Annotated in this window: 27 protein-coding genes and 3 pseudogenes; 17 read left to right on the top strand and 13 right to left on the bottom strand. The window is 37.5% G+C overall.

Annotated elements, in window-relative coordinates:
* Nucleotides 1-27: 27 nt before the first annotated feature.
* Complete coding sequence (gene grpE, locus H6F47_RS12580; protein ID WP_137667883.1) at nt 28-774, bottom strand: nucleotide exchange factor GrpE; 747 nt, start codon at nt 772-774, stop codon at nt 28-30.
* Between the two features lie 200 nt (nt 775-974).
* Here grpE and H6F47_RS12575 point away from each other — a divergent pair.
* Nucleotides 975-1,166 (top strand): annotated as a pseudogene (locus H6F47_RS12575) (hypothetical protein); the annotation flags it as partial.
* A 325-nt stretch (nt 1,167-1,491) separates the two neighbouring features.
* A pseudogene (locus H6F47_RS12570) lies at nt 1,492-2,196 on the top strand (ATPase, T2SS/T4P/T4SS family); the annotation flags it as partial.
* 193 nt (nt 2,197-2,389) lie between these two features.
* Here the strand turns inward: H6F47_RS12570 and H6F47_RS12565 are convergent.
* Nucleotides 2,390-3,385 (bottom strand): saccharopine dehydrogenase-like oxidoreductase, encoded by a 996-nt coding sequence (locus H6F47_RS12565; RefSeq protein ID WP_190346264.1) that lies wholly within the window; start codon nt 3,383-3,385, stop codon nt 2,390-2,392.
* A gap of 109 nt (nt 3,386-3,494) precedes the next feature.
* On the opposite strand from H6F47_RS12565, the gene H6F47_RS12560 reads away from it, so the two are divergent.
* The 7 genes and pseudogenes from H6F47_RS12560 (at nt 3,495) to H6F47_RS12530 (ending at nt 5,860) form a co-directional block, all read left to right on the top strand.
* Complete coding sequence (locus tag H6F47_RS12560) at nt 3,495-3,704, top strand: hypothetical protein (RefSeq protein WP_190649435.1); 210 nt, start codon at nt 3,495-3,497, stop codon at nt 3,702-3,704.
* Nucleotides 3,705-3,707: 3 nt separating this feature from the next.
* Nucleotides 3,708-3,938 (top strand): addiction module protein, encoded by a 231-nt coding sequence (locus H6F47_RS12555; RefSeq protein WP_096566505.1) that lies wholly within the window; start codon nt 3,708-3,710, stop codon nt 3,936-3,938.
* Nucleotides 3,935-4,231, top strand: coding sequence for a type II toxin-antitoxin system RelE/ParE family toxin (locus H6F47_RS12550; RefSeq protein ID WP_190346265.1), 297 nt, complete (start codon nt 3,935-3,937; stop codon nt 4,229-4,231). The genes H6F47_RS12555 and H6F47_RS12550 overlap by 4 nt, the downstream gene beginning before the upstream one ends.
* 148 nt (nt 4,232-4,379) lie before the next feature.
* Nucleotides 4,380-4,625 carry a hypothetical protein gene (locus H6F47_RS12545; protein ID WP_096566507.1) on the top strand — a complete coding sequence of 82 codons (246 nt, stop codon included), beginning with the start codon at nt 4,380-4,382 and terminating at the stop codon, nt 4,623-4,625.
* Nucleotides 4,622-5,068: a type II toxin-antitoxin system VapC family toxin gene (locus H6F47_RS12540; protein WP_190649434.1), complete on the top strand. Its 447-nt coding sequence runs from the start codon at nt 4,622-4,624 to the stop codon at nt 5,066-5,068. The genes H6F47_RS12545 and H6F47_RS12540 overlap by 4 nt, the downstream gene beginning before the upstream one ends.
* A 4-nt stretch (nt 5,069-5,072) precedes the next feature.
* Nucleotides 5,073-5,231, top strand: a pseudogene (locus H6F47_RS12535) (element excision factor XisI family protein); the annotation flags it as partial.
* A gap of 284 nt (nt 5,232-5,515) precedes the next feature.
* Nucleotides 5,516-5,860: a hypothetical protein gene (locus H6F47_RS12530; protein WP_190346267.1), complete on the top strand. Its 345-nt coding sequence runs from the start codon at nt 5,516-5,518 to the stop codon at nt 5,858-5,860.
* On the opposite strand, the gene H6F47_RS12525 is transcribed toward H6F47_RS12530, so the two are convergent.
* From H6F47_RS12525 to H6F47_RS12515, 3 genes are read right to left on the bottom strand one after another with little or no spacing between them, the layout of a single operon-like run.
* Nucleotides 5,855-5,992: a hypothetical protein gene (locus H6F47_RS12525; RefSeq protein ID WP_190346268.1), complete on the bottom strand. Its 138-nt coding sequence runs from the start codon at nt 5,990-5,992 to the stop codon at nt 5,855-5,857. The two genes, H6F47_RS12530 and H6F47_RS12525, sit on opposite strands and share 6 nt — an antisense overlap.
* 23 nt (nt 5,993-6,015) lie before the next feature.
* Nucleotides 6,016-6,348 (bottom strand): type II toxin-antitoxin system PemK/MazF family toxin, encoded by a 333-nt coding sequence (locus tag H6F47_RS12520; RefSeq protein WP_096566509.1) that lies wholly within the window; start codon nt 6,346-6,348, stop codon nt 6,016-6,018.
* Nucleotides 6,338-6,514: a hypothetical protein gene (locus H6F47_RS12515; protein WP_190346269.1), complete on the bottom strand. Its 177-nt coding sequence runs from the start codon at nt 6,512-6,514 to the stop codon at nt 6,338-6,340. Before H6F47_RS12515 ends, H6F47_RS12520 begins: the two co-directional genes overlap by 11 nt.
* A gap of 116 nt (nt 6,515-6,630) precedes the next feature.
* Between H6F47_RS12515 and H6F47_RS12510 the strand changes: the two genes are divergently transcribed.
* The 4 genes from H6F47_RS12510 to H6F47_RS12495 all read left to right on the top strand — a co-directional run bounded on the left by H6F47_RS12510 (nt 6,631) and on the right by H6F47_RS12495 (nt 9,598).
* Complete coding sequence (locus H6F47_RS12510; RefSeq protein WP_137667309.1) at nt 6,631-6,894, top strand: hypothetical protein; 264 nt, start codon at nt 6,631-6,633, stop codon at nt 6,892-6,894.
* 4 nt (nt 6,895-6,898) lie between these two features.
* Nucleotides 6,899-7,351 carry a hypothetical protein gene (locus H6F47_RS12505; RefSeq protein ID WP_190649433.1) on the top strand — a complete coding sequence of 151 codons (453 nt, stop codon included), beginning with the start codon at nt 6,899-6,901 and terminating at the stop codon, nt 7,349-7,351.
* 15 nt (nt 7,352-7,366) lie between these two features.
* A complete protein-coding gene (locus H6F47_RS12500) occupies nt 7,367-7,981 on the top strand; it encodes a PIN domain-containing protein (protein ID WP_190649432.1) in 615 nt (204 codons plus the stop codon).
* 153 nt (nt 7,982-8,134) lie between these two features.
* Nucleotides 8,135-9,598 carry a Fic family protein gene (locus H6F47_RS12495; protein WP_137667311.1) on the top strand — a complete coding sequence of 488 codons (1,464 nt, stop codon included), beginning with the start codon at nt 8,135-8,137 and terminating at the stop codon, nt 9,596-9,598.
* A gap of 172 nt (nt 9,599-9,770) precedes the next feature.
* Here the strand turns inward: H6F47_RS12495 and H6F47_RS12490 are convergent, their stop codons facing one another.
* Nucleotides 9,771-10,094 (bottom strand): DUF5615 family PIN-like protein, encoded by a 324-nt coding sequence (locus H6F47_RS12490; RefSeq protein WP_137667312.1) that lies wholly within the window; start codon nt 10,092-10,094, stop codon nt 9,771-9,773.
* A 1-nt stretch (nt 10,095) separates the two neighbouring features.
* The gene (locus tag H6F47_RS12485; RefSeq protein WP_137667313.1) at nt 10,096-10,314 is read right to left on the bottom strand and encodes a DUF433 domain-containing protein; all 219 of its coding nucleotides are present in this window, start codon (nt 10,312-10,314) and stop codon (nt 10,096-10,098) included.
* Nucleotides 10,315-10,419: 105 nt separating this feature from the next.
* Here H6F47_RS12485 and H6F47_RS12480 point away from each other — a divergent pair, with 105 nt between their 5' ends.
* The gene (locus tag H6F47_RS12480; RefSeq protein WP_137667314.1) at nt 10,420-10,674 is read left to right on the top strand and encodes a hypothetical protein; all 255 of its coding nucleotides are present in this window, start codon (nt 10,420-10,422) and stop codon (nt 10,672-10,674) included.
* Between the two features lie 3 nt (nt 10,675-10,677).
* Nucleotides 10,678-11,055, top strand: coding sequence for a type II toxin-antitoxin system VapC family toxin (locus tag H6F47_RS12475; protein ID WP_190346271.1), 378 nt, complete (start codon nt 10,678-10,680; stop codon nt 11,053-11,055).
* Nucleotides 11,056-11,107: 52 nt separating this feature from the next.
* Here the strand turns inward: H6F47_RS12475 and tatC are convergent, their stop codons facing one another.
* Both tatC and H6F47_RS12465 read right to left on the bottom strand, forming a co-directional pair.
* Nucleotides 11,108-11,902 carry a twin-arginine translocase subunit TatC gene (gene tatC / locus H6F47_RS12470; protein WP_137667316.1) on the bottom strand — a complete coding sequence of 265 codons (795 nt, stop codon included), beginning with the start codon at nt 11,900-11,902 and terminating at the stop codon, nt 11,108-11,110.
* A gap of 375 nt (nt 11,903-12,277) precedes the next feature.
* Nucleotides 12,278-14,467 (bottom strand): transglycosylase SLT domain-containing protein, encoded by a 2,190-nt coding sequence (locus H6F47_RS12465; protein ID WP_190649431.1) that lies wholly within the window; start codon nt 14,465-14,467, stop codon nt 12,278-12,280.
* A gap of 671 nt (nt 14,468-15,138) precedes the next feature.
* On the opposite strand from H6F47_RS12465, the gene H6F47_RS12460 reads away from it, so the two are divergent.
* Together H6F47_RS12460 and H6F47_RS12455 are read left to right on the top strand one after the other, a co-directional pair.
* Entirely contained in the window at nt 15,139-15,651 is a 513-nt protein-coding gene (locus tag H6F47_RS12460; RefSeq protein WP_190649430.1) for a hypothetical protein, read from the top strand.
* A 165-nt stretch (nt 15,652-15,816) separates the two neighbouring features.
* On the top strand, nt 15,817-18,357 hold the full coding sequence (locus H6F47_RS12455) for a fimbria/pilus outer membrane usher protein (protein WP_190649429.1): 2,541 nt from the start codon (nt 15,817-15,819) through the stop codon (nt 18,355-18,357).
* 314 nt (nt 18,358-18,671) lie between these two features.
* Here the strand turns inward: H6F47_RS12455 and H6F47_RS12450 are convergent, their stop codons facing one another.
* The 4 genes from H6F47_RS12450 to H6F47_RS12435 form a co-directional block, all read right to left on the bottom strand.
* Complete coding sequence (locus tag H6F47_RS12450; protein WP_137667321.1) at nt 18,672-19,256, bottom strand: hypothetical protein; 585 nt, start codon at nt 19,254-19,256, stop codon at nt 18,672-18,674.
* 8 nt (nt 19,257-19,264) lie between these two features.
* Entirely contained in the window at nt 19,265-19,513 is a 249-nt protein-coding gene (locus H6F47_RS12445) for a DUF5615 family PIN-like protein (RefSeq protein WP_199291155.1), read from the bottom strand.
* Between the two features lie 131 nt (nt 19,514-19,644).
* The gene (locus tag H6F47_RS12440; protein WP_187039423.1) at nt 19,645-20,016 is read right to left on the bottom strand and encodes a hypothetical protein; all 372 of its coding nucleotides are present in this window, start codon (nt 20,014-20,016) and stop codon (nt 19,645-19,647) included.
* A gap of 238 nt (nt 20,017-20,254) precedes the next feature.
* Nucleotides 20,255-21,520 carry an FAD-dependent hydroxylase gene (locus H6F47_RS12435; RefSeq protein ID WP_190649428.1) on the bottom strand — a complete coding sequence of 422 codons (1,266 nt, stop codon included), beginning with the start codon at nt 21,518-21,520 and terminating at the stop codon, nt 20,255-20,257.
* Nucleotides 21,521-21,526 lie beyond the last annotated feature (6 nt).

The following is a 21,526-nucleotide window of genomic DNA, read 5'->3' as shown; positions in this document are numbered from 1 at the left end:
TCAGTCAGTAGGACGAGTGAATACAGCTTAACTGTTTTCTTGACTAGACTCATCTTCCTGTTCTGTAGGTGTATCTTCCTGGGGCGCAGCAACTTTCACCATTGCATGGCGCAACACGCGATCGCCCAAAAAATATCCCCGTACTAATTCTTCTAAAACTGTTCCTTCGGGATGTTCATTGGTCGGTTCTCGCATCACGGCTTCATGCAGGTTAGGATCAAATTCTTGACCTTCAGGACGCATTGGTGACACACCTAATCGTTTCAGACAATCCACTAATTGTTTATACACTCCTTGATAACTTTTGTGAATTGTCATCTCGCCATCATTTTGTGGTTTGAGGTGCGCCCGCGCCCGTTCAAAGTTATCAACTACAGGTAACAATTCCATAATTGTGTTTCTCTTCACCTGTGTTTCCATATCTTCTTTTTCTTTAGAGACGCGTTTGCGATAATTCTCAAAATCTGCGGCGATTCGCATATATTGAGTGCTACGTTCTTCAACTTGCATTTTCAAAAACTCAATTTGTTGAGTCAATTGTGTTAAAGCCGCCGTATCGACTTCTGTTGTTTCTGCCGCAGCGACACCATTTTCTTCTGTGAAAGCAGGTTCTCCCGATACATTGGTTTGCTCTGGGGTTTGCTCAGTCACATCGCTGCCAGATTCATGAGAGTTAATTTCGGCTGGTGAGTCGCTGTTCATTGCTTGGTTTACCTCTATTGGTTCGCCCAATTGCTGGCTTGTATTGTTTACTTGTTTATTTTCATCCATCATTATCTACTCATCCCAGATGCTTTTGAAGGCTTTGCTGGAAGCAATTGTAGATTTTTGATTCAACCTACGTGCAGCATTTAAACTGTACAATTCAAACATTATTCATGAAATCTAACAATACAGTTGATTTCACCATTTTATAAGAAAGTTGAGTGAACCAAAACCACTGAGGTAAAGTATCTGAGCGTGGTGGTCAGTGAGCATCACCACAACGGCGCAGCACCGCTCTTACCACCAGAACAGAGTTTTCGCCTTTCGGCAACAAGCTAGTACAATCCGGCTATGTCAACAGTGAACAGATGAGACAGGCTCTGGCTGAAAGCCGCAAATCTGGCAAAATGCTGACAGATGTATTAGAGTCAATTACTGGGCAACAACTAGCACTACCGGAAAGATGGGGTACTACGTGAATCTGAAGCTATCCGACCCATGCCCAAGCACATTGTGCCGGCGGTGACGGCTCGATTTAAAATTATCTCTAATTTAGGGGTTGCTGAGAAAGTCTTTCCGTGAGGGCATAGGAGTCAGGAGTCAGGAGTCAGGAGTCAGGAGTCAGGAGAAGATTTGAAAATTTCTTTGCCATCTCTTGAAATCCCAAAAAATGCACACTTTTTCCGGTATACCCTTCAAAACCCTTGCACTAATTTCTGTGTTTATCAGCCTCTAACCTTTGATATATCAAGGTTTTAGGTTTATTCAGCAAACCCTAATTTAGATATTGCAGAAAGGCGTTTACCTCAAGACGGACGTATCCGCAGGGTTTTTGATGGTAGAAAAGTAGACTTTCGGGTTAATACCTTACCTAGTCGCTATGGTGAAAAAATCTGTCTGCGGATTTTGGATAACTCATCTACCCAGTTGGGTTTAGATAAGTTAATTACTGATCCAGAGACTTTGCATATAGTCCAGGATATGGTCAGCAAGCCTTTTGGTTTGATTCTGGTGACTAGTCCTACAGGTTCAGGTAAAACTACTACCCTGGCGGCTATGATTGACTTGATCAACCGCACTAGAGCCGAACATATTTTAACAGTTCAAGACCCGGTTGAATTTGTTTATGAACCAATAAAAAGCTTAGTCCACCAACGTCAATTAGGTGAAGATACCAAGAGTTTTGCTAATGCTTTAAAAGCAGCTTTACGGGAAGATCCAGATATTATTCTGGTGGGTGAAATGCGGGACTTGGAAACTATTTCTTTGGCGATTTCGGCCGCAGAAACAGGTCACTTGGTATTTGGTAAACTACACACCAGTTCTGCTGCTCAAACTGTTGACCGGATTATTGACGTTTTTCCATCAGAAAGACAAACACAGGTGCGGGTACAATTATCTAACTCCTTAGTGGCAGTTTTGAGCCAAACTTTAGTACCTAAGAAAAATCCTAAACCTGGTGAATATGGACGGGTAATGGCTCAAGAAATTATATTTACCTTTTGTGATGCAAACACCGACAATTTTGGAAGAAGAGAAAGAAGAATATCAAGAATCTTATATTAGGGAATAGGGAATAGGGAATAGGGAATAGGGAATAGTAACAAGGCAAAAGGCAAAAGGCAAGAGTTAATATTATACCCAGTCACCAGTCACCAGTCACCAGTCCCCAGTCCCCAGTCCCCTATTTTACAAATTTAGGCATAATTTCCGCTGCGGTAAATAAGCCGTTAATGCCTCTTTGATGTAATTCTTGACCAGCTTTTAAATAACCAAAGGCAGGACCACAAACGTTGGCGGCCATGCTGGTTTCATCACCTAATGTAAATGTATGAGTTGATATTTTCCCTTCAAAGGTGCGTCCAGTAATTTTCACATTGGTACTTAAAGGCTTTTTGGGGTTGCGAGTATCAACTACACCACCAACGGTTACTCTATCCCGTGAACAAATTCCAGCAATTTCTAACATTACATCATCGGCGTGTTCCATGTTTTCTAATGTCAACAAACCGTTAGTTTTATCAAGTAATGCTTCTACTTCTGCATCGGTCATTGCTCTAGCGGTTTCTACAGTATAACCGGGTATATGTCCGATATCTTCCCGAACTGTAGCACGATAAGCTTCCCAGTTAGCAATACCTACACCAAAGGTAATAACTACGCTGTGAATTTCGGCGTAACTTTGGGCTGCTAAAGCGGCAGCGGCGGTTAATAGTCCAGGAGTTGCACCACAACCGGTCATGTAGGTAATACCTGCTGCTTGCAGTTCATCTTTCATCGCTAAAAGTTGTTCTACGGCGCTGGTGCGTTTGATGGCATCAACTAACACACCTTGCCAACCCGCTTGGATAAATTGTTTAGTGACGTTGGGGATAAAGTCGTTAGGTAGGTTGGGTAAAGCCAGGAAATAACCATCTACAGCGTCACCGGTGGCTTGAATTAGGTCTTGAATGCTGTTGTTGCTTAATGTACCGAAGGGTTCTAAATAACCGACTGTTCCCTGTTTTTGGTAGGTGGAAATGCAAGCATTGGTGTTTAAGCCTTCTGTAGAGTATGCGTAGCCTTTTTGATCTGCGGCTGCAACTAAGATCATTTCCCGTTTGCTGGAGAGGAGTTTTGCTGCTGCTTGGCCGAGTCCCCCAAAACCAAGGACTCCGACGCGGATGGGTTGTTTGTTCATTGTGTTTTTTCTCTGTATGGTTAAAGGTTAATTATGCTTTATTTTTCTGGGTTCTCAAGTAGAAAAAAGCTATAATTATGGGAAAGTTATTTAAGGTAGCTTAAAAATCGTGAGTCAAGTATTAACTCTGGAACTAAACGATGATGTTTATATGGCTTTGCAACAACAAGCTACAGCAGTGGGAGTTTCAGTAGCAGAATTAGTTGCAGCTTCCCTCAATCGTCAGTATAGTTTGTCAGTTAGTCCTCAATCTGATACTGAGGAAGCACGTCAGCGTTTACTTGGTTTTGCTGGTGTTATAACGATATCGGAGCATTAATTTATGACTATTGAACAATTAGAGGCTCAAGTTTTAGCTTTACCAAAGGATACTCTAGCATTATTAGTAGCTCGTTTGATTGAACATTTAGGACAAGTAGAAAAAATTGATCAGCAAATTGCTAATGAATGGATACAAGAGGCAGAATTAAGGGATGAGGATATGAGTAATGGTAAAATTGCTGGTATTTCCTCTCAAGAAGTGTTTAGTAAATTGCGTATTTATTTAGAATGATAACTGTTATATTTCATCCCTGGGCAGAACAAGAATTAACTGATGCTATCAATTATTATGAGCAGCAAAAAACGGGTCTTGGTTTAGAATATTTAGAAGCGGTAGAGCAGGTTGTAAATTGTTTGATGTATTATCCAGAAATAGGTGCAAAGGTTCGCGGTTCTATTCGGCGTTTAGTGATACCAAAATTTCCCTATTCTCTTTTATATCGTGTTCTAGAAGAGGAAGAAATTCGCATTTTAGCTGTAGCACATCATAAGCGCAAGCCATTTTATTGGAGTAAACGAAAGTAGGTTTTAAGATAAATAAAATCTCTGGTTTTTATATGGATTCCTTAACTATTCAATATCGTCAGATTATAAACTTTTAAAACAAAGTTTGTGAATATAGTGATAAAATGATTGTTGCTACATTCTATTTTGTACAATCTTAAATTATGTTATGTTGCGAGAAAAGCTCAAGCAAGAATTAGATCATCTCGATGAAGAACAACTGGAAAAAATAGCTGATTTTATAGCTTTTATTCAGTTTCAATCTCAAAAGTTTTCTGACACTACTCCATTATGGCAAAAATTAACACCAGAAGCAAGGGCGAGTGAGTTTCGAGATTGGGTTTCTCAACTTCCTGAAACTGGTGTGAGTTTGAGTGATGCAGCTTTTTGTCGAGATAGTATTTACGAAGAATGACGAGATATATTATTGATACTAATGTTGTGATGCGCTTCTGTAATCCTTCTGATGTTCAGCATCACCTTGCAACAGAGGCCATATCTCGTTTACTCACGCAGGGAGATGAATGTTTTTTGACGGCGCAAATACTCGTCGAGTTTTGGGCTGTAGCTACACGACCAGTTGAAGTTAATGGTTTAGGGTGGAGTGTGGAAACAACGCGCAAGACTATAGACCAAGTTCTGAGGCGTTTTCCATTACTGAAAGAGTCGGAAGATATTTTTCCCAATTGGTTAAATTTAGTAACGACTAATAAGGTAATGGGTAAACGCACTCATGATGTGCGTATCGTGGCTGTTATGCTTGCTTATCAAGTTACCCATATTTTAACTTTTAATCCTAGTGATTTTTTGTTAACTACCAGTATTGTTGTTGTACGTCCACAGGAATTGTTAAGTTGATAATTGGATTCAACATGATGTAACAGAGGAAGGGGTGGCTAATGATTTGGTTGCTGCGGGAATACCAAAAGCCCATATTATTTTAGGGTTTAAAGCGCCTGAGAACAGGAAATATACGGAGTTTGCTGTTTTGAAAATTTTGTCAACAATCATAACAGCGTAAGGTTAATATAAAACTACTTTCGTAAGCTATTATAATTAGGGTTTGCTGAAAAAGCGATCTGTGAAGGCAAGGGAACAGGGAACTCTTAACAGGGAACAGTTTCAGCTATCTGTCATCCTATAATTTCCTGATTTATCAGACCCAAAATGCACACTTTTTCAGGTATACCCTTCAAAATCCTTGCATCTTTTTCTTGTTTATTAGCCTCAAACCTTCAATATATCTAGCTTTTGTCTTTATTCAGCAAGCCCTAATTAGTGTAATGTAAAGAAATTGAATAATTTATGACTATTGAACAATCAGAAGTTTATATGGTATTCGGAGCTTTATCAGAGTACACCGATTATCGTTATTGTTGTGGAACAAATCAAGACTTACTTAAACAGCTTAGATATAGTGCATCTGCTAAACCAGATGCTATATTAATTGATCGAAATACTAATGAATACTTAATTGCTGAATTGAAAATGAAAGCTTCTGCTTTCACATCAAATCATAATAAGGAAGATATTGATGTTCTGATTTGTTGGGAAGATGATGCAAAGATTAAAGATTCTCTACCAAGTAAGGTAGTAGTTTTAAGAGATGTTCTAGAAAAAGCTATTGAGGCAAAGGAGATTGAATTATAATGTAATTATGGGTTTGAAATAAAATAATACTGAATTTAGTACCTTTTGTTGTTTAGAAAGCGATCGCATTTTCTGGATGTAGAGTAGAGAGTGCGATCGCATTTCTGATAGTAGATTAAACAGCGATCGCATTTCTGATGTAGAGTTAGGAGCGATTATTCAGCTTCATCCTGTAGATCAAGTGCGAATTTAATCGCTTGCTGAATTTCTAGCATAACTTCCTCTGGTAACTTGCCCAATTTTCTCTCTAGTCTTATTGTGGGAATAGATCCAATACCCTGAACATTAGCTGTAGAATCTCGCTCCAGAAATTGCAGTCTAGGTAGTGCAACCTCATAAAGACTTCCCCGATTTTGGGTAGTTAGTGGTACATAAATTACCAACGCTCGTGGTGGGTCAGGATCATCACGAGATACAATCACAATTGGGCGTGTTTTTGCAGCTATACCCAAGTCTGCAAGCCAAACTTCACCAAGCTTAGGGTTCATCTAACAAATCCAACACTTCTTGTTCTACTGTACGAGTTCTGAGAATGTCTAAAACATCTTGATCTGCCATTTCGATAATTTCTAGAATACAACGGCGAACTTGATCTGCTACGGCTGGTTGCCAGTAATTTAACTTTGTATTTAGTTCTTCAATTAAAGCATCCATAATAATTCTGTATACTTCTAAATATCAATATTAAACTAATTTTCAACCAAAGTACATTTCTAATTAATAATTTGATATACAATAATATCTAGAAACCTTGCCCAAAATATACGGTTATGGCGATAGTTGTTTCCCTTAGTCCAGAATTAGAAGCTAGACTGCGAGAGAAAGCAGCACAGCAAGGACAAGATATTAGTTTTGTCGCGGCTGAATTGTTGGAGAATATCCTAGACTGGGAATTACAAGACTCAGAAGCAGCTATTCAGGGTATTCAGCAAGGATTAGAAGACTTTGAAGCAGGTCGTTTTCGTTCTTTTGATGATTTTGCTGATGAGCAGCGCCTCAAGTATAACCTACAACCTTTAATGTCACAAGGATAAAAAAATGGACACTACAAAACTGAGTGGCACAACAATAGAACTATCAGATATTACAGCTTGGGATAAAAATGGAAATAAAATTTTAGTATCAAAAGTTAGAGCTAGAGATATTGTAGAAGATATTACTTCCAAAATCGAAAATATCCTCAAATTTGAACAAGAACATAATAGAGTGATAATTCCTTATGCAATGACAGCTACCCGTGAAGAAATTAAATTTTTTCAATGGGATGGGGAAAAGTTAGAAGATGTCTACACCTTCCCAACTCATGAAGTTTTGTCTGAATATGATCCAGAATTTAGTCATAAAAAGAGGATTTTTGAATATTATTTAGAAACATTAGTAGAAGGATGGTTAAGAGATTTAGCTGAGAATTGGAAAACAGATAATCCCCCAAAATCACAAGAATTAACCCAGATAGGTTTTGTAGATAAAATTGCTGATGCTGCACAATAAAGGCGAGTAAATTTAATGATTACGCTTTACATAGAAACTAATTTTTTTATTGACTTTGCAAAAAAACAGGATCAAGATACTGAGAATTTAGTAAATTCCCAATATCCTGAAGTAACAACAAAAATTAAAATAGTAACTCCTGCAATTTGTTGTATGGAATCTCTTTCTGTACTAGAAAGTGAAAGAAACAGAAGCAATCGTTTTAAAAAGAACTTAGATGATGAAGTTAGTAAACTAAAAGGAGATAGAAACTCAACATACTCTGGAGACATCAAATTATATCTACGACAAGCAATTATTAAGAATAATGAGAGAATAAATGAGATTAATACTCGTCTTTTTGATGTTTTAGAATGGGCTACTAAAACTGTAGACTTAATACAATTAAAACCAGATATTCTCAGTAAAAGTATGGAAAATATACTTATTAATGATCCTACAGACAATTTAATTTTACACTGTATTCTTGATCATGCCAAAACATCTACAAATGAGAAAAAAGTTTTTTTGAGTGGAAATCATACAGACTTTGGTAAACCAGAGATTAAAGAAATATTGCAGGAAGCAAGTATAGAAATATATTTTGTCAAGACGGGAGATTTTTTAGGATGGTTAAATTCACAGTTTTAATTATTGGGTAATATTGCATTTCCGATGTAGAGTGAGAGCAATACCTTCGGTGCGCTATCTCTACGAGACGCTACGCGAACGCTAACGCATTTATGATGTAGAGTTAAGAGCAATATCATATTAAACTATTAATCCAGTTTTTGGAGATGATTCATGCAGTGGCAACCAATAGAAAACCTACCAGCAAATTGGCAAAACTTAGCAAGTGCTGAGTTATCATCTTTAGTAACATTTTGGAATGAACAAGCAGAACGTCTACGTTCCTCTGGAGAATTTAAAATCTTTAGGGAAAGGTTGTGTCGAGAAATTGCCATTGAAACTGGAATTATTGAAAGATTATATACCCTTGATCAAGGAATTACTCGGATACTAATTGAAAAAGGAATTAATGAAGCTCTTATTCCTCATAATCCTACAAATCCCCCAATTAAGCAAATTGTATCTCTTATCCAAGATCAAGAAGCAGCTATTGAAGGACTATTTGATTTTGTCGGTGGACAGAGAACCTTATCTAATTTTTATATCAAAGAATTACATCAACTGCTAACTCAAAATCAAGATAGTACAGAAGCTAAAACATCTTCAGGGCAAATTATTCGTGTTTCTCTCATCCGGGGTGATTGGAAACGACAACCTAATAACCCTGAAAGACCTAATGGAATAATACATGAATATTGTCCTCCTGAACAAGTTGCATCAGAAATGGATAATTTGATTCAATGGCATCATGAACATAGAAAACAAAACATTCCTCCAGAAGTTGAAGCAGCATGGTTACATCATCGGTTTACACAAATTCATCCATTTCAAGATGGTAATGGTAGAGTAGCTCGATGTCTTGCTAGTTTAGTTTTCATACAAGCTGGATTGTTTCCTTTAGTTCTCACTCGTGACGATAGAGCAGTTTATATTGAAGCTTCAGAACAAGCAGATCAAAGAAATTTATTACCTTTGATTAACTTATTTTCTAATAGTCAAAAACAGGCATTTCTTCGTAGTCTTCGTTTATCTGAACAAGTTTTGTCAGAAACACGCCGCGTTCAAGCTGTGATTTCATCTATCACTGAGAAAATTAAGCAAAGCCAATCTGTTACTATTTCGGATCGCTGTCAAAAAGTTGAGGGATTTGCTGCAAATCTGTTTGAAATTGCATCTGTTCGCTTACAAGATATCGCTACTGAAATTAAGTTATCACTTCAAAATCTAGTGAGTGATGCTCAGATTTTTACACGCACTGCACCTGCACGTGATCCTAAATCATATTATCATCGCTTCCAAGTGGTAGAAACAGCTAAACAATTAGGATACTTTGCTAATCTTCGTCCCTATCACAGTTGGATACAATTGGTCATAAATGTAGAATCAACAACAACAATTTTACTTTCTTTTCATGTTGTTGGACATGAATATCTGGGCTTACTTGCTTGTTCTGCTTGTGCATATCACAGAGATAATACAGAAGAGGGTGAAAAAAATATTAGTGATATTCAAGCCTTAACAGATTCTCTATTTCAGTTTTCTTATGCTGATGATGAGAGTAACCTGACAGAACGTTTTAAGAAGTGGTTGGAAGATGTAATTGTTACTGGTTTAGAGTATTGGAATGAGAGTGTTTAACAAGCATAGTTAAGAGCGATCGCATTAATCGCATTATTCTGATGTAGAGCAAAGAGTGATCGCATTTTATAGATATAGGGTGAAGTGCGATACCTTCGGTAAGCTTCGCTAACGCATTTTATGGATGTAGAGTAGAGAGTGCGATACCTTGAGTAAACTTCTCTACACCTTATCATTCAAGACTAATAACCACAGATTGACCTTTTATCACTGTAGATAAAATATCTAAAATCTTTGGAACTAAAGGTTTAAGATCCATTAATCTATTAGACTTTGCTTGCAAAACAACTACAGCAATATTGAACTGAGATAAATTTTGCTGAAAAGATAAATTTCTATCAACCGTAATAAAAACATCAAATTCTTTTTCTATTAAAGCCAGTAATTTACCATTTTTAGTTCCTGCCCATCCCATCTGGGGAACAGTTTTGATTTCATAACCTATAAATTCTTGGGTTAATCTGCGATCAATACATTCATCTAAAATCAATTTCATCTTATGCTACCTTACTAATTATTGCTTTTTCTACTTCCTCCAAAAATGTAATTACTTGCTCTCTACTAACCGTAGGAAAACCATCTAAAAAATCATCTATTGAATCTCCTGCTTTTAAATAATCTAAAAGTGTTTGGATAGGAACTCTTGTTCCGGTAAAAACTGGAGTACCACTCATAACTTCAGGAGAAACGCTGATAATTGAAGTATTGCCAGACATAGTTTTTTATATGTTCAAGTGATATTTTTTATTTTAACATTGATGTAGAATATTGCTAGTAATGACTTACAGAAGTAATAATACATATAGAGTAAAGATGAAATTATGCTAAAAACATTCAGAGCTTGGTTAAAAGGAAGTCGTTTAGAGTGGATTGATGATGTACCTGCATTGGGAGAAAAACTAACCCCAGTTCATGTTACATTGCTAGAAAATGAACAAGTTATAGATAAAAAAGCACGGGGACAGAGAATGGCTGAAATATTAGAAAAACTAGCTATGAGTCAAACTATGACTGATATTGACCCAATTCTATGGCAGCAAGAAACCCGTCAAGATCGTTCACTTCCAGGAAGATAAAACGTGCTGCTAGATAGTAATATTATCATCTACTCTGCTCAAGCAGAACACAATAAATTGAGAGAATTAATTGCTGAATATGCACCTGCGGTATCAGCACTTAGTTATTTGGAAGTTTTAGGCTATCATCAGCTTACCAAAGAGCAAATTCAGTATTTTGAGGAGTTTTTTCAAATTGCTGAAGTTTTACCCATCTCTCAAGATGTTTTAAACCAAGCAGTCATTTTGCGACAACAGAAAAAAATGACTTTAGGTGATGCTATTATTGCCAGCACTGCTTTAGTGTATGGGTTAATTTTAATAACAAGAAATACAGATGATTTTCGTTGGGTAACTCAACTAAGATTGTGGAATCCATTTGAATCTGATAAACCTAGTTGAGGGATGAGTTTGATCTGCGATCAATAAATTATTACCCATTCCCCATTTCCTATTACTTACCCGTTAATTTAACCAACCCAATACCACCAAAATACAACCCTAAAACCGCACCTGCTAATAAACTTTGAGTTAAAGGATCAGTAGAAGGTGTTAACACCGCACCTAAAACCACTGCAACCATAATCACAAACCGCCAACCGGCTAACATTTGATTTGAAGAAACAATACCTAAATTACTTAACAATAATTGAATCACCGGAACTTGAAAAGCTAAACCAGTGCTGAATAACAACAATAATACAAATTCAAAATATTTTTCAATTGACCATAGTTGTTCTACCACATCAGCACCGTAGCTAACAAAAAAGTTTAATGCTGCGGGAATAAGTAGAAAATAGGCAAATACTAACCCACCCAAAAATAAAATACTCGAACCAAAAACTATCGGTGCTAATAAACGACGTTCACGACGAGTCAAACCGGGTAATACAAATTGCACAATTTGGTAAAGTATAAAAGGAGTAGCCAGCACTAAACCACTGTAACCAGCAACTTTTAAGGAAACAAAGAAATATTCTCCTGGTGCTAGTTGGAGAAATTTGATACCGTTTGCAGGAACTTCCAGTATTTGTACAAGTGGTTTAACGACTATAAAACAGCCAACCACACATACAGCTACAGCTATTAAAGAATAAAAAATGCGCGATCGCAATTCTTCCAGATGATCGAAAAACGACATTTCTACTTCATCTGGTAACTCATCTAAGGGATCAACTGCTGAGTTACTGTATCCTTCTTTGTCAACATTGGGAGAATTAATAGTATCTATGTCTGGTGATGATGTCATGAGTCAGTTTCTAGGCAACATTCCTTAACTATTTTATCTTCCAGCGCGACTAGCAACAGAGGTTTTCTTAGTTTTGGGAGATGGAGAGGAGCATTCGGACGACCATTATCAATTTTTATCCCAGGCTATTTTCCTGTAAGGGCGAAGCATTCGGGCGACCATTATCAATTTTTATCCCAGGCTATTTTCCTGTAAGGGCGAAGCATTCGGGCAACAAATTATCAATTTTATGACCAGGCTATTTTCCTGTAAGGGCGAAGCATTCGGGCAACAAATTATCAATTTTATGACCAGGCTATTTTCCGAATGCTTCGCCCCTACTTCGCCTGTACTTACGTTTTGGTCTTATCACCCATCACCCATCACCCATCACCATTACTGCTGCGGTAATTTAGGTTGTTGTTCTGAGTATTTAGCTACTAAAGCGGAAATTGACGGATTATATAAACGCAGATAATTCCAATAGTTACCAAATACCAAGCGGACGTAATTTCTAGTTTCACCAAAAGGTATTTCTTCTACAAACTCATCTGGATCTTGTTTAGGGATGGTTTGTAACCATTTAGCCACATTTCCCGGTCCTGCATTGTAGCTGGCGATCGCTAACATGGAATTATTACCATATTGTTGATGGGTATGATCCAAATACCATGTACCCAACATGATATTATCATTGGGGTTTTCCAAATTGAGGTTTTTGATATCCATACCAATTTGTGGGGCTATCCATGCAGCGGTACTCGGCATTACCTGCATTAAACCCGTCGCACCAACCACAGATTTAATTTTTGGTTGAAACATTGACTCTTGGCGCATCAATGCTGTAACTAGCAGTGGATTAAGTTGACGTGATAAAGACCATTTTTGTATTTCTTGGAAATAAGGAAACGGATAACGGGCTTGCCAATAGGTGATTTCTTTACTTAAAGCGGCAAATTCCGCTTGTTCCTCTGGTTTTTCCCGATCTTCTAATTTAGATATCTTAGCAATACCGATCAAATTTTCACCCTTTGCTAACCGCATCAACCCTTCTGTAAATTCTTCCGCTACGGTAGGCTGACTGTTATTTTTAAATGCTGTTTCCCACTCATACCAAGCATCTCGATCCTGTCCTAACAAATACAATTCTTTAAACGCATCCGAACCCGCTGGAGGTACAGGACGTTGGGGGGGGATAATTTCTGGGTTCATTAAACGCAAGTTACTAAAATCACCTACATCTAAACCTAAAATACTAGCAGCCCGCCAAGCATAATAAGATTGGGGAAATTGACTCAATACATACTCATAAGCTTTCCGTGCATCTTCCTGTTTACCTAGTAGAGTTGCCCATTTTCCTACCCAAAAACTGGCTCTGGGAGCTAAAATACTCCTGGGATTCTCTGTAGCAATTGGTTGCGCCCATTGCCATGCACTTACGTAATCTCTATTTTTGGCTTTATTGAGGGCATTTTTCCAGCGATATTCTGCTGCTTCCTCAGAGTTGCTATATCTACCTAACAATAATTTCCAGGTTTCTGTAGCTGCCTGATTATCTTTAAGCGACTCTAGCAGTTTAGCTTTTTGTTCCAGTGCTTGGGGTGCTTGTTTGGGAAACTTATTAATAATTTGGTCAAGATAAGGTATGGCAGCTTTGCCAGGGGTGATTTCTGCTAATCTTAATAAAGCTGTTCCCGTTTCTTCATCATCGGGAAATTCTTGGATTTGTTGCTTATAAATAGCAATTGCTTGATCTCGTTTTTTATCTATTTGTAATCCTCGCGCCCTGCGATAAAGATTTTTAGCTGTTTTCGGTGCTTTTGTATAAGCACTGGCAGCCTTAGCAAATTCGTTATTATCCCAATATACAGAAGCGATGAGATCCCAATCTGCGGCTGTGAGTTGGGGTTGTTTAGCCAACTGATCTAAAATACCAGTAATTCCTGGTTCATCGGCTGCATATTTAGCTAAGATTAATTTTAACTTGAGTTGATTGGGGTTTTCTCGTAGGCGTTTGCGGATAATTTCCCAGGTGAGGGGATGGGAAGGAAATTGAGCGATCGCCTGTTCATGTAGCTTTGGCAACCCAATCAAATATATAGCTTTAACTACTGCTGCATCTTCAGGATAATCTTTTAACACTTTTTGCCGCAGATCGGAAGCTTGGCCTTTTTCACCTAGAATATCTTGTGCTTGGGCTTGTTTCAGTAAAATATACGGTGCTAAAACAGGATAGTCTTTCTCTAGACCTTCTAACAAACTCAAAGCTTTTTTACCTTGATCAGTTTCTATATAATCACTTGCTAACAGATAACGCGCCCTTTCCCGATCTGGTGAACTGCCATTCTCCGCAATTTCCGCAAGTTTTGCCGCCCGTTCCGGTAAAGATTGTGATGCCAAACGAAAGACAACCGACTGGGATTTATTAGCCTCAGATAATTTTTCAGGCTGACTCTGACTCAAGTTGAACCATTTACTCAAGGTTTTTCCAGCTTCTGGGGCTGATAACATACCCCCGACTAAAAAGGCACATAGTCCAGCACCAGCAATCAAATAAATTTGCTTGTTTTGTAGTTTTTTCAGCATGGATACCCGCTTTTAGTCTAGGCTCTAGAAAAGAAAAATGAAGAAAAATCAAGTCAGTTTTTTGCCACTTTAACACTATTGGCTGGAAATGTTGTAGCAGTTAGGCAAAATATGACTAAAAACCTGATTTTTGCCTAAGGGTAATTCATGAATATTGACAAAGGCTGTTTTGGTTTGAATTGTTACCAATTACAATCGCGGGTTATTCTCTTACGTCGAACTCAGGTTGTAGAGGGATGATGTATTACGGCGATTTCCGATCAAGTATTTTCAGCATCTTCATGAATGTAATAACTTGTAAAATAAAATACTCAAAGTTTAAAAAAAACAGTATTTATACTATCTTGCGGGGGGGGGTAGGTGATATTATGTATGCAATTGTTAAAAAATTGCACTTAATTGATTTCTACCTTTTCTAAAGACTTTCAGGAGATGGTAAGGGTAATTCATGTAGCTTGCTTCCCGAAGGGTATTACCCCTACATCAAAACCAGGTTTTTAGTCGAATCTTGGGTAAGGAAATCACCCCTACTAGGGATTTGAACATAAGAACCAGGTTTTTAGTCCAATGTTGCATAAGTCTTAACAAAAAGAAGTGGGAAGACAATTTAAAGTCAACACCTCTAGACTCAAATTACTGTAGTTTTTAGTCCTGATAAATAAGGAGTTACAATGTCTTTACGTCCTTTTTTCATTGCTTCTAGCTTAATTCTGAGTCCCCTTGCTGCTATTGGTTTTGAATCAGCAGCCTTTGCTCAGAGTGTTAATACTATTCCTCTTAGTATCACCGTGCCTCCAACGGTTAGCGTTACATTAACGGCAACAAGTAATGCTAGTAACTTACAAAACGCGATACAGTTAGCTCAATCAGGGTTACAGTCTACCAAAATTGCTGGCTTTTCAGCTGCAACTAACGCGCCTAGTGGTGTAGTCATAACTGCAAGCTCGACTAATAACGGTAATTTGAAAAATAGTAACAACGTCAGTATTCCATACAAACTTGGACTAACTCAGCCCAGCAATCCTACTGCACCTAGTACTCCTACCTTTCAAACGTTAGGACAATTTTCTCATAATCTTGGAGGCGGCGATTTCGATCTATACATTGAGATTAATAACTCAGGTAATATTAGTGCTGGAACATACAGTGATACCTTAACCTTAACAGTTGCCACTAGTAGTTAAACCTTTAATTTTAGGACTTACGTAAGATGTGACTGAAAACCTTATTCTTGCGTAGGGGTAATTCATGAATTACCCCTACAATTAATTACCCCTACAAAACAATAAGGTTTCTAGAACAATTTTGGGCAAGTGTTAATCATCTTTAAAAAGAGATTTCTGTCTTGAATGAAGCTAAGATTAAATCCGATTAAATTAAGACTATTTATCTTTTTTTCCTTCAGTTCTAGTTTATTTAATTCTACAGCCAGTTTAGGACAGGATTCACCTTCTCCATCGCCAAATATACCTCCCGAAAAGGAAAACCAAGACCCGACATTTGAGGAAATTTTTAAAAAACCCCGTAACGAAAACCAGAGAGTCGTTGTACCATTTTTTATTGATGGACAACAAAGAGGACAGGTATTATTGACCTTGGGAAATATTCCCGCAGTTCGCATTCAAGCAGCACCTTTGTTAGCAGAAACAGAAAAAGTTATTCGTCCAGATACCCAAGCAAAACTGACAAGTGCGGTTGATACTCAAGGTAATTTAAGCTTAGAAGTTTTGCTAGAAAATGGCTTACAAGCAACTTTTGATCGCTCTAAATTAGAATTACAAATTCAAGTTACACCTGCTCAACGTCGTACTAATGTAGCTCAGTTAAATACTAGTAGATTACCTCCTGATATTGAAAAAGCGGTGCTTCCCAGCACTTTTAGCGGCTATGTTAATTTTCGCGCTGATAAAGATTATATTTGGTCTGATTCAGGACAAAGAAATATAGGACTGCAACCTTTACGTCTAGCTGTAGATGGTACATTGAATTATAAAAATTGGGTGTTTGAGGGACGGGGCAATTTTACAGAAGGAAGAGAACCTGCTTTTACTAGGGGAGATTTGCGAGTAGTTAGGGATGCACCAGCACAAGCTTTGCGTTATGTAGTGGGGGATCTGTCTCTTCCCATTACAGGTTATCAAAATAGTCAGCCTCAACTGGGAATTTCTGTCGCTAAAAATTTTAGTTTACAACCTTATTTAGTCACTCGACCTATTAGCCAATTTGAATTTTTCTTAGAAAAAGATTCATCAGTTGATGTATTAGTTAATGGTAGATTACAACGGAGTTTACTGTTACGAGCAGGACAACAAGATATCCGCGATTTACCTTTGAATGGGGGTACTAATGATGTAGAGTTAGTGATTAAAGATGATGTGGGTCAGGTGCAAAGATTGAATTTTTATAAACCTGTAGCGGGGGATTTATTAGCACCTGGAGTACAGCAATTTGCCTATAGTGTGGGTGTTCCATCTCTTGAGAGTAAGGGCGATCGCACTTATGATTTTACTCAACCGATTTTGACTTTATCCCACCGTTTAGGTATAACTAATCAGTTGACTTTAGGCAGTTATTTACAAGCAGATTTCTATCAACAACTTGGCGGTTTAGAAGGAGTTTGGGCTACTAATTATGGTAATTTTGGCTGGGATATTGCCCTCAGTCACGATCAAAAATTAGGAATTGATTATGCTGCTAAGTTGCGTTATGAATACTTACAATTTGGGGAAAATAATCCATCTCAACGTTCGTTTCAATTAACTGTAGAATCTAAAGGACGAAATTTTGTGAGAGTGGGAGAAGCAAACCCACGTAATGATTTTTTATATGATATTACTGCTAATTATAGTCAAAACTTATTCTGGAATATGAGAGGAAATTTGAGTACCAGATATCAATTTGGGCGAGATATTCCTAATACTTATAGGGTTTCTCTTGGTCTCTCTAGGAGTTTCCGCAACGGGTTAAATGTGAATCTCAATCTCAGTCAAAATCTAGATCGGACTGGTTTTGGAGAACAACGTGCTGACATTAGTTTTTCTTGGACTTTACCTCGAATACGTCAATCAATCCAAGCATCATCTAATATCAATAATAGGGGAGAACCTACTAATCGTCTAAATTGGAATTATAACCCGTTGCGAACTATCGGCACGCCAAAACCTTCCTTAAGTTTAACCCAAAATGATCAAAGTTATAATTTAAACGGGGCATTATCTTATACAGGTTATCGTTTTGTTTGGGATTTATCTCATAATGGGATTTTTCCTATAAAAGGAAATAACACCATGGCCAATACAACTAAATTCAGTCTTGGTACTGCTTTGGTATTTGTTGATGGTTATTTGGGGTGGTCACGTCCTCTGAATAATAGTTTTGCTTTAGTAATTCCCAAAAACAGTATTAAAGGTCAAGAAATTGGTATTAATCCTATTTCCGGTGGTTATACCACCCGCATTGATAATTTAGGATTTGGTGTAGTGCCAAATTTAAGTCCTTATAATATTTCTAATCTCATAATTGATACAGTTAATTTACCTATAGGAATAGATGTAGGCGATCGCGTCATCAAGGTTTTGCCAAGTTATAACAGTGGTACATTAGTGCAAGTGGGAACAGACGCTACTGTTTTCTTGCGAGGACAGTTATTAAATGCTAATGGTGAACCTATTTCTTTAGGATCAGGACAGATTATTGCTGTGGGCGATCGCAATTGGCAACCAGTTACTATATTCACCAATCGATCAGGTAAGTTTGCTACCTCTGGATTAAAACCAGGACGCTATGAAATACGCTTATTTACTGATACTCCAGCAGTGATTCCCTTGGAAATTCCATCTGATGCTAAAGGCATATATGATACAGGTACACTGAAAATTCCTTCCAAGTAAGTTTAAATATCAAATTTTTACCCCCCTTAATCCCTCACAGGGGTAGGTTTTTAATATTATCTGTTGAGGCAGGACCACCGAAGACAAGGAGGTATTGTAGACAAGGAAGATTTTATACAAAAAATGTACTTCTGCTTCGATCAGTACAAGGTCTGTTTAGCCTCAGTTTTTGTTACCAATTGTATATTTTTGTTACGTATTTCCTCCCTTGTCACCTTGTCTGCCTTGTCCTCCAAGTCTTGCCCTCACGACAATGTAAAATACCTACCCTTGTGAGGGGTTAGGGAGGGGTTAAAACATCTTTTCAGTAAACCTTATTTTGGTAACAACTTCAAAGAATCACAAAAACCACTGATACTCTTAGTTAAATATTTTTGCATTTTTGTAGTGGTTTCTGCACTGACTTGATATAATCTTCTATCAACTAAAAAGATTCTTTGTTTAACAATTTTATCCCCTGGTTTAGTATAGTTAACTTCTTTGCCAAAATGACCTTCTAAACTCATTTGTTCTTCACTAATTAAAGTTCCTTTGGCATTTTCTAAAGCTGTTTTCTTGCCAGTATCTATCGCTGCTTCAACCTGATTATTACGTTTTAATAGTTCAATGTATTCTTCTGGATAGTCAATATAAGCAACTGTGTATTTTACATCTTCCTGGGGGCGTTCAACAGTAAATAAATTCACCTCAATTTCGCCAGTTTTATTTTTGATTTTTTGTTTTGTCACTGTGGGTGAACCAGGAAATAAAATACTAAATCCTCCTTCTTGGGAAGAAAAGACTTGCCATATAGATTTTACTGTTGTTTGTGGTTGATTGGCTAATGTAGGTTGACTAATTAGAGAACCACTCAAAAAAATAGATGCTGCCAGGGTGTAAGGTATGATTTTAAAGTTCATATCTAAATTTAGTAATTCCATTGATTGAGAATAACAAACTGATTGGCAAGTGTAAAGTTTGCTATTTGGATATTAGCAATAGCTTTAACAATATTTTGATAACTCATGTTTTTCGATCCGTCGGCATTTTGGTAAATTGCCAAAATACCAGGATGTAATGAGTTAGCCTGATGCAGTGTGTGAAAGTCATTGCAGTTACGTGTTAGCAAAACTCGTTCTTGTTGTCTAGCATAGTCTAATACAATAGACCTCTCCAAAATAGAATGTATTAATTTGTTATAAGTTGTAGGGGCGAAGCATTCGGGTGATAACCTATTGCTGAAACCAGTTCATATTCTGTCCGAATGCTTCGCCCTTACGATTAATGAATCGGTGTTCTAGTAGTAATTTAAGACTCAAAGGAGACTCCTTTTACTTCTAGACGATATTTTTCTTCATCAGCTTCTAATTTTATTAATTCTTGATGACTCTGACAATAACTGATGACTTCAGAAATTGCTGCTAGAGGTAAATCCCAATTTTCTGCTGCTTCCTCTGGAGACATTTCATTACTGATCATATCCTGCCAAACGGTTGCAGCTAGTAACTTTCTACCTTTAATATAAAGTTGTTGCTTCCAAGGGTGAGGACGTGATACTAAATATTTCCATTCTTCACTCTGGGGTAAAATTTGCAAAGATTGAATTAAGGCGGTAATTAAATCTAGGCGATCGCTTACCGAAAGTTTATAAGCCTGTTCTTTAATTTGTTGCAGTGACATATAACAGGAGTCAGGAGTCAGGAGTCGTAGGGGCGAAGCATTCGGGCGACAAACTATCAATTTTATGAAAAGGCTATTTTCCTGTAAGGGCGAAGCATTCGGGCTATAAATTATCAATTTTGATCACAGGTTATTTTCCGAATGCTTCGCCCCTACTTCGCCCGTACAGGAGTCAGGAGAAAGAATTGATTTTTCTTCTGTCACCTTATTTCCCAATTATAAATCATTTTACATTTTCTTACATTTTCCCTAATTCGGGAGTTCTACCTTTTAAACCGATCATTAATTTAAGTGCAAAGATTTTCAACATTGGGACTCGCTGCATCAACCATAAACCTAAACGGCGAATAACTACCACAGGTAAGATGTTATTAGAAAATACTCGATCTAACAAATCGGTAAAACCTAAAATTGCCAAATTCTCTTTTTTTCGCCACCGTTCATATTGTTTGAGAACTTCAATTTTACCAATATCTGCACCGTTTTGGTGTGCTGTTTGGATAATTTCAGCTAAAGCAGCAGCGTCACGAATACCTAAATTTAAACCTTGTCCACCGACGGGATGACAGTTGTGTGCAGCATCACCAACTAAAGCTAAACGGGGGAGAACATAGCGATCGCTCTGCATTAATTGTACCTGAAAAATAAAGCGATCGCCTAATAATTCTAATTTACCCATCTGCTTACCATACCGCTGAGTTAGTTCCGCTAAAAATTCCTCATCACTTAAAGCACACAAAGCTTTAGCTTCTTCATGGGGTGCTGTCCAAACAATGCGACATCTGTTACCAGGTAAAGGTAAAATTGCAAAAGGTCCACTTTTCCAAAATTTCTCATAAGCTGTATAGTTATGAGATTTTTCTGGTCTGACAAAAGCGACAATACAAGATTGCCAATATTTCCAACCTTTAGTTTTAATTCCCGCAGCTTCTCGAATTTTGGAACGTGAACCATCAGCAGCTACTAACAATTTAGTTTTAATTTGTTGCTGTTCACCGTCAACTTTAATATTCACATTCACTATATCTTTTTCATTTTGTGTGGTGACAACTTCTGCTGGACACAAATAAGTTACATTTGCACAATTTTTTACCAATTCTTGTAAAGGTTCTAACAGGGCAAAATGTTCTGCTACATAACCTAATTCTGGTGTTTGTGTGTCTATATCAGCAGTTTGAAATTTCACCACATCGGGATAGTCAGCATCAGATAAAAATACCTGTCTATATTTAGCAATATTAGGTAGAATTTTATCCCAAATGCCAATTCCTTGAAAAATGCGGGCTGATAACATATGTACAGCATAAGCTTGACCTTTAGCTACTGCAGCTGATGTCACCCTAGCTTCGATTAGCAGTATACTTAAACCAGAGTTCTTTAAAGCAGCAGCCAAAGTTAAACCAACTATACCACCACCGACTATCACCAAATCATAATCATATCCTGGTTTGTCTGTGGTTGTGTGGGGGGGAGTGAGAGTTTGAGGAAGCTGAGTGAGTGACATTGTGAA

Source organism: Sphaerospermopsis sp. FACHB-1094 (assembly GCF_014696195.1).
Classification (GTDB): Bacteria; Cyanobacteriota; Cyanobacteriia; order Cyanobacteriales; family Nostocaceae; genus Sphaerospermopsis; species Sphaerospermopsis kisseleviana.
Note: the sequence above shows the minus strand (reverse complement) of the source record. Positions and strands in the feature narration are given on the sequence as shown.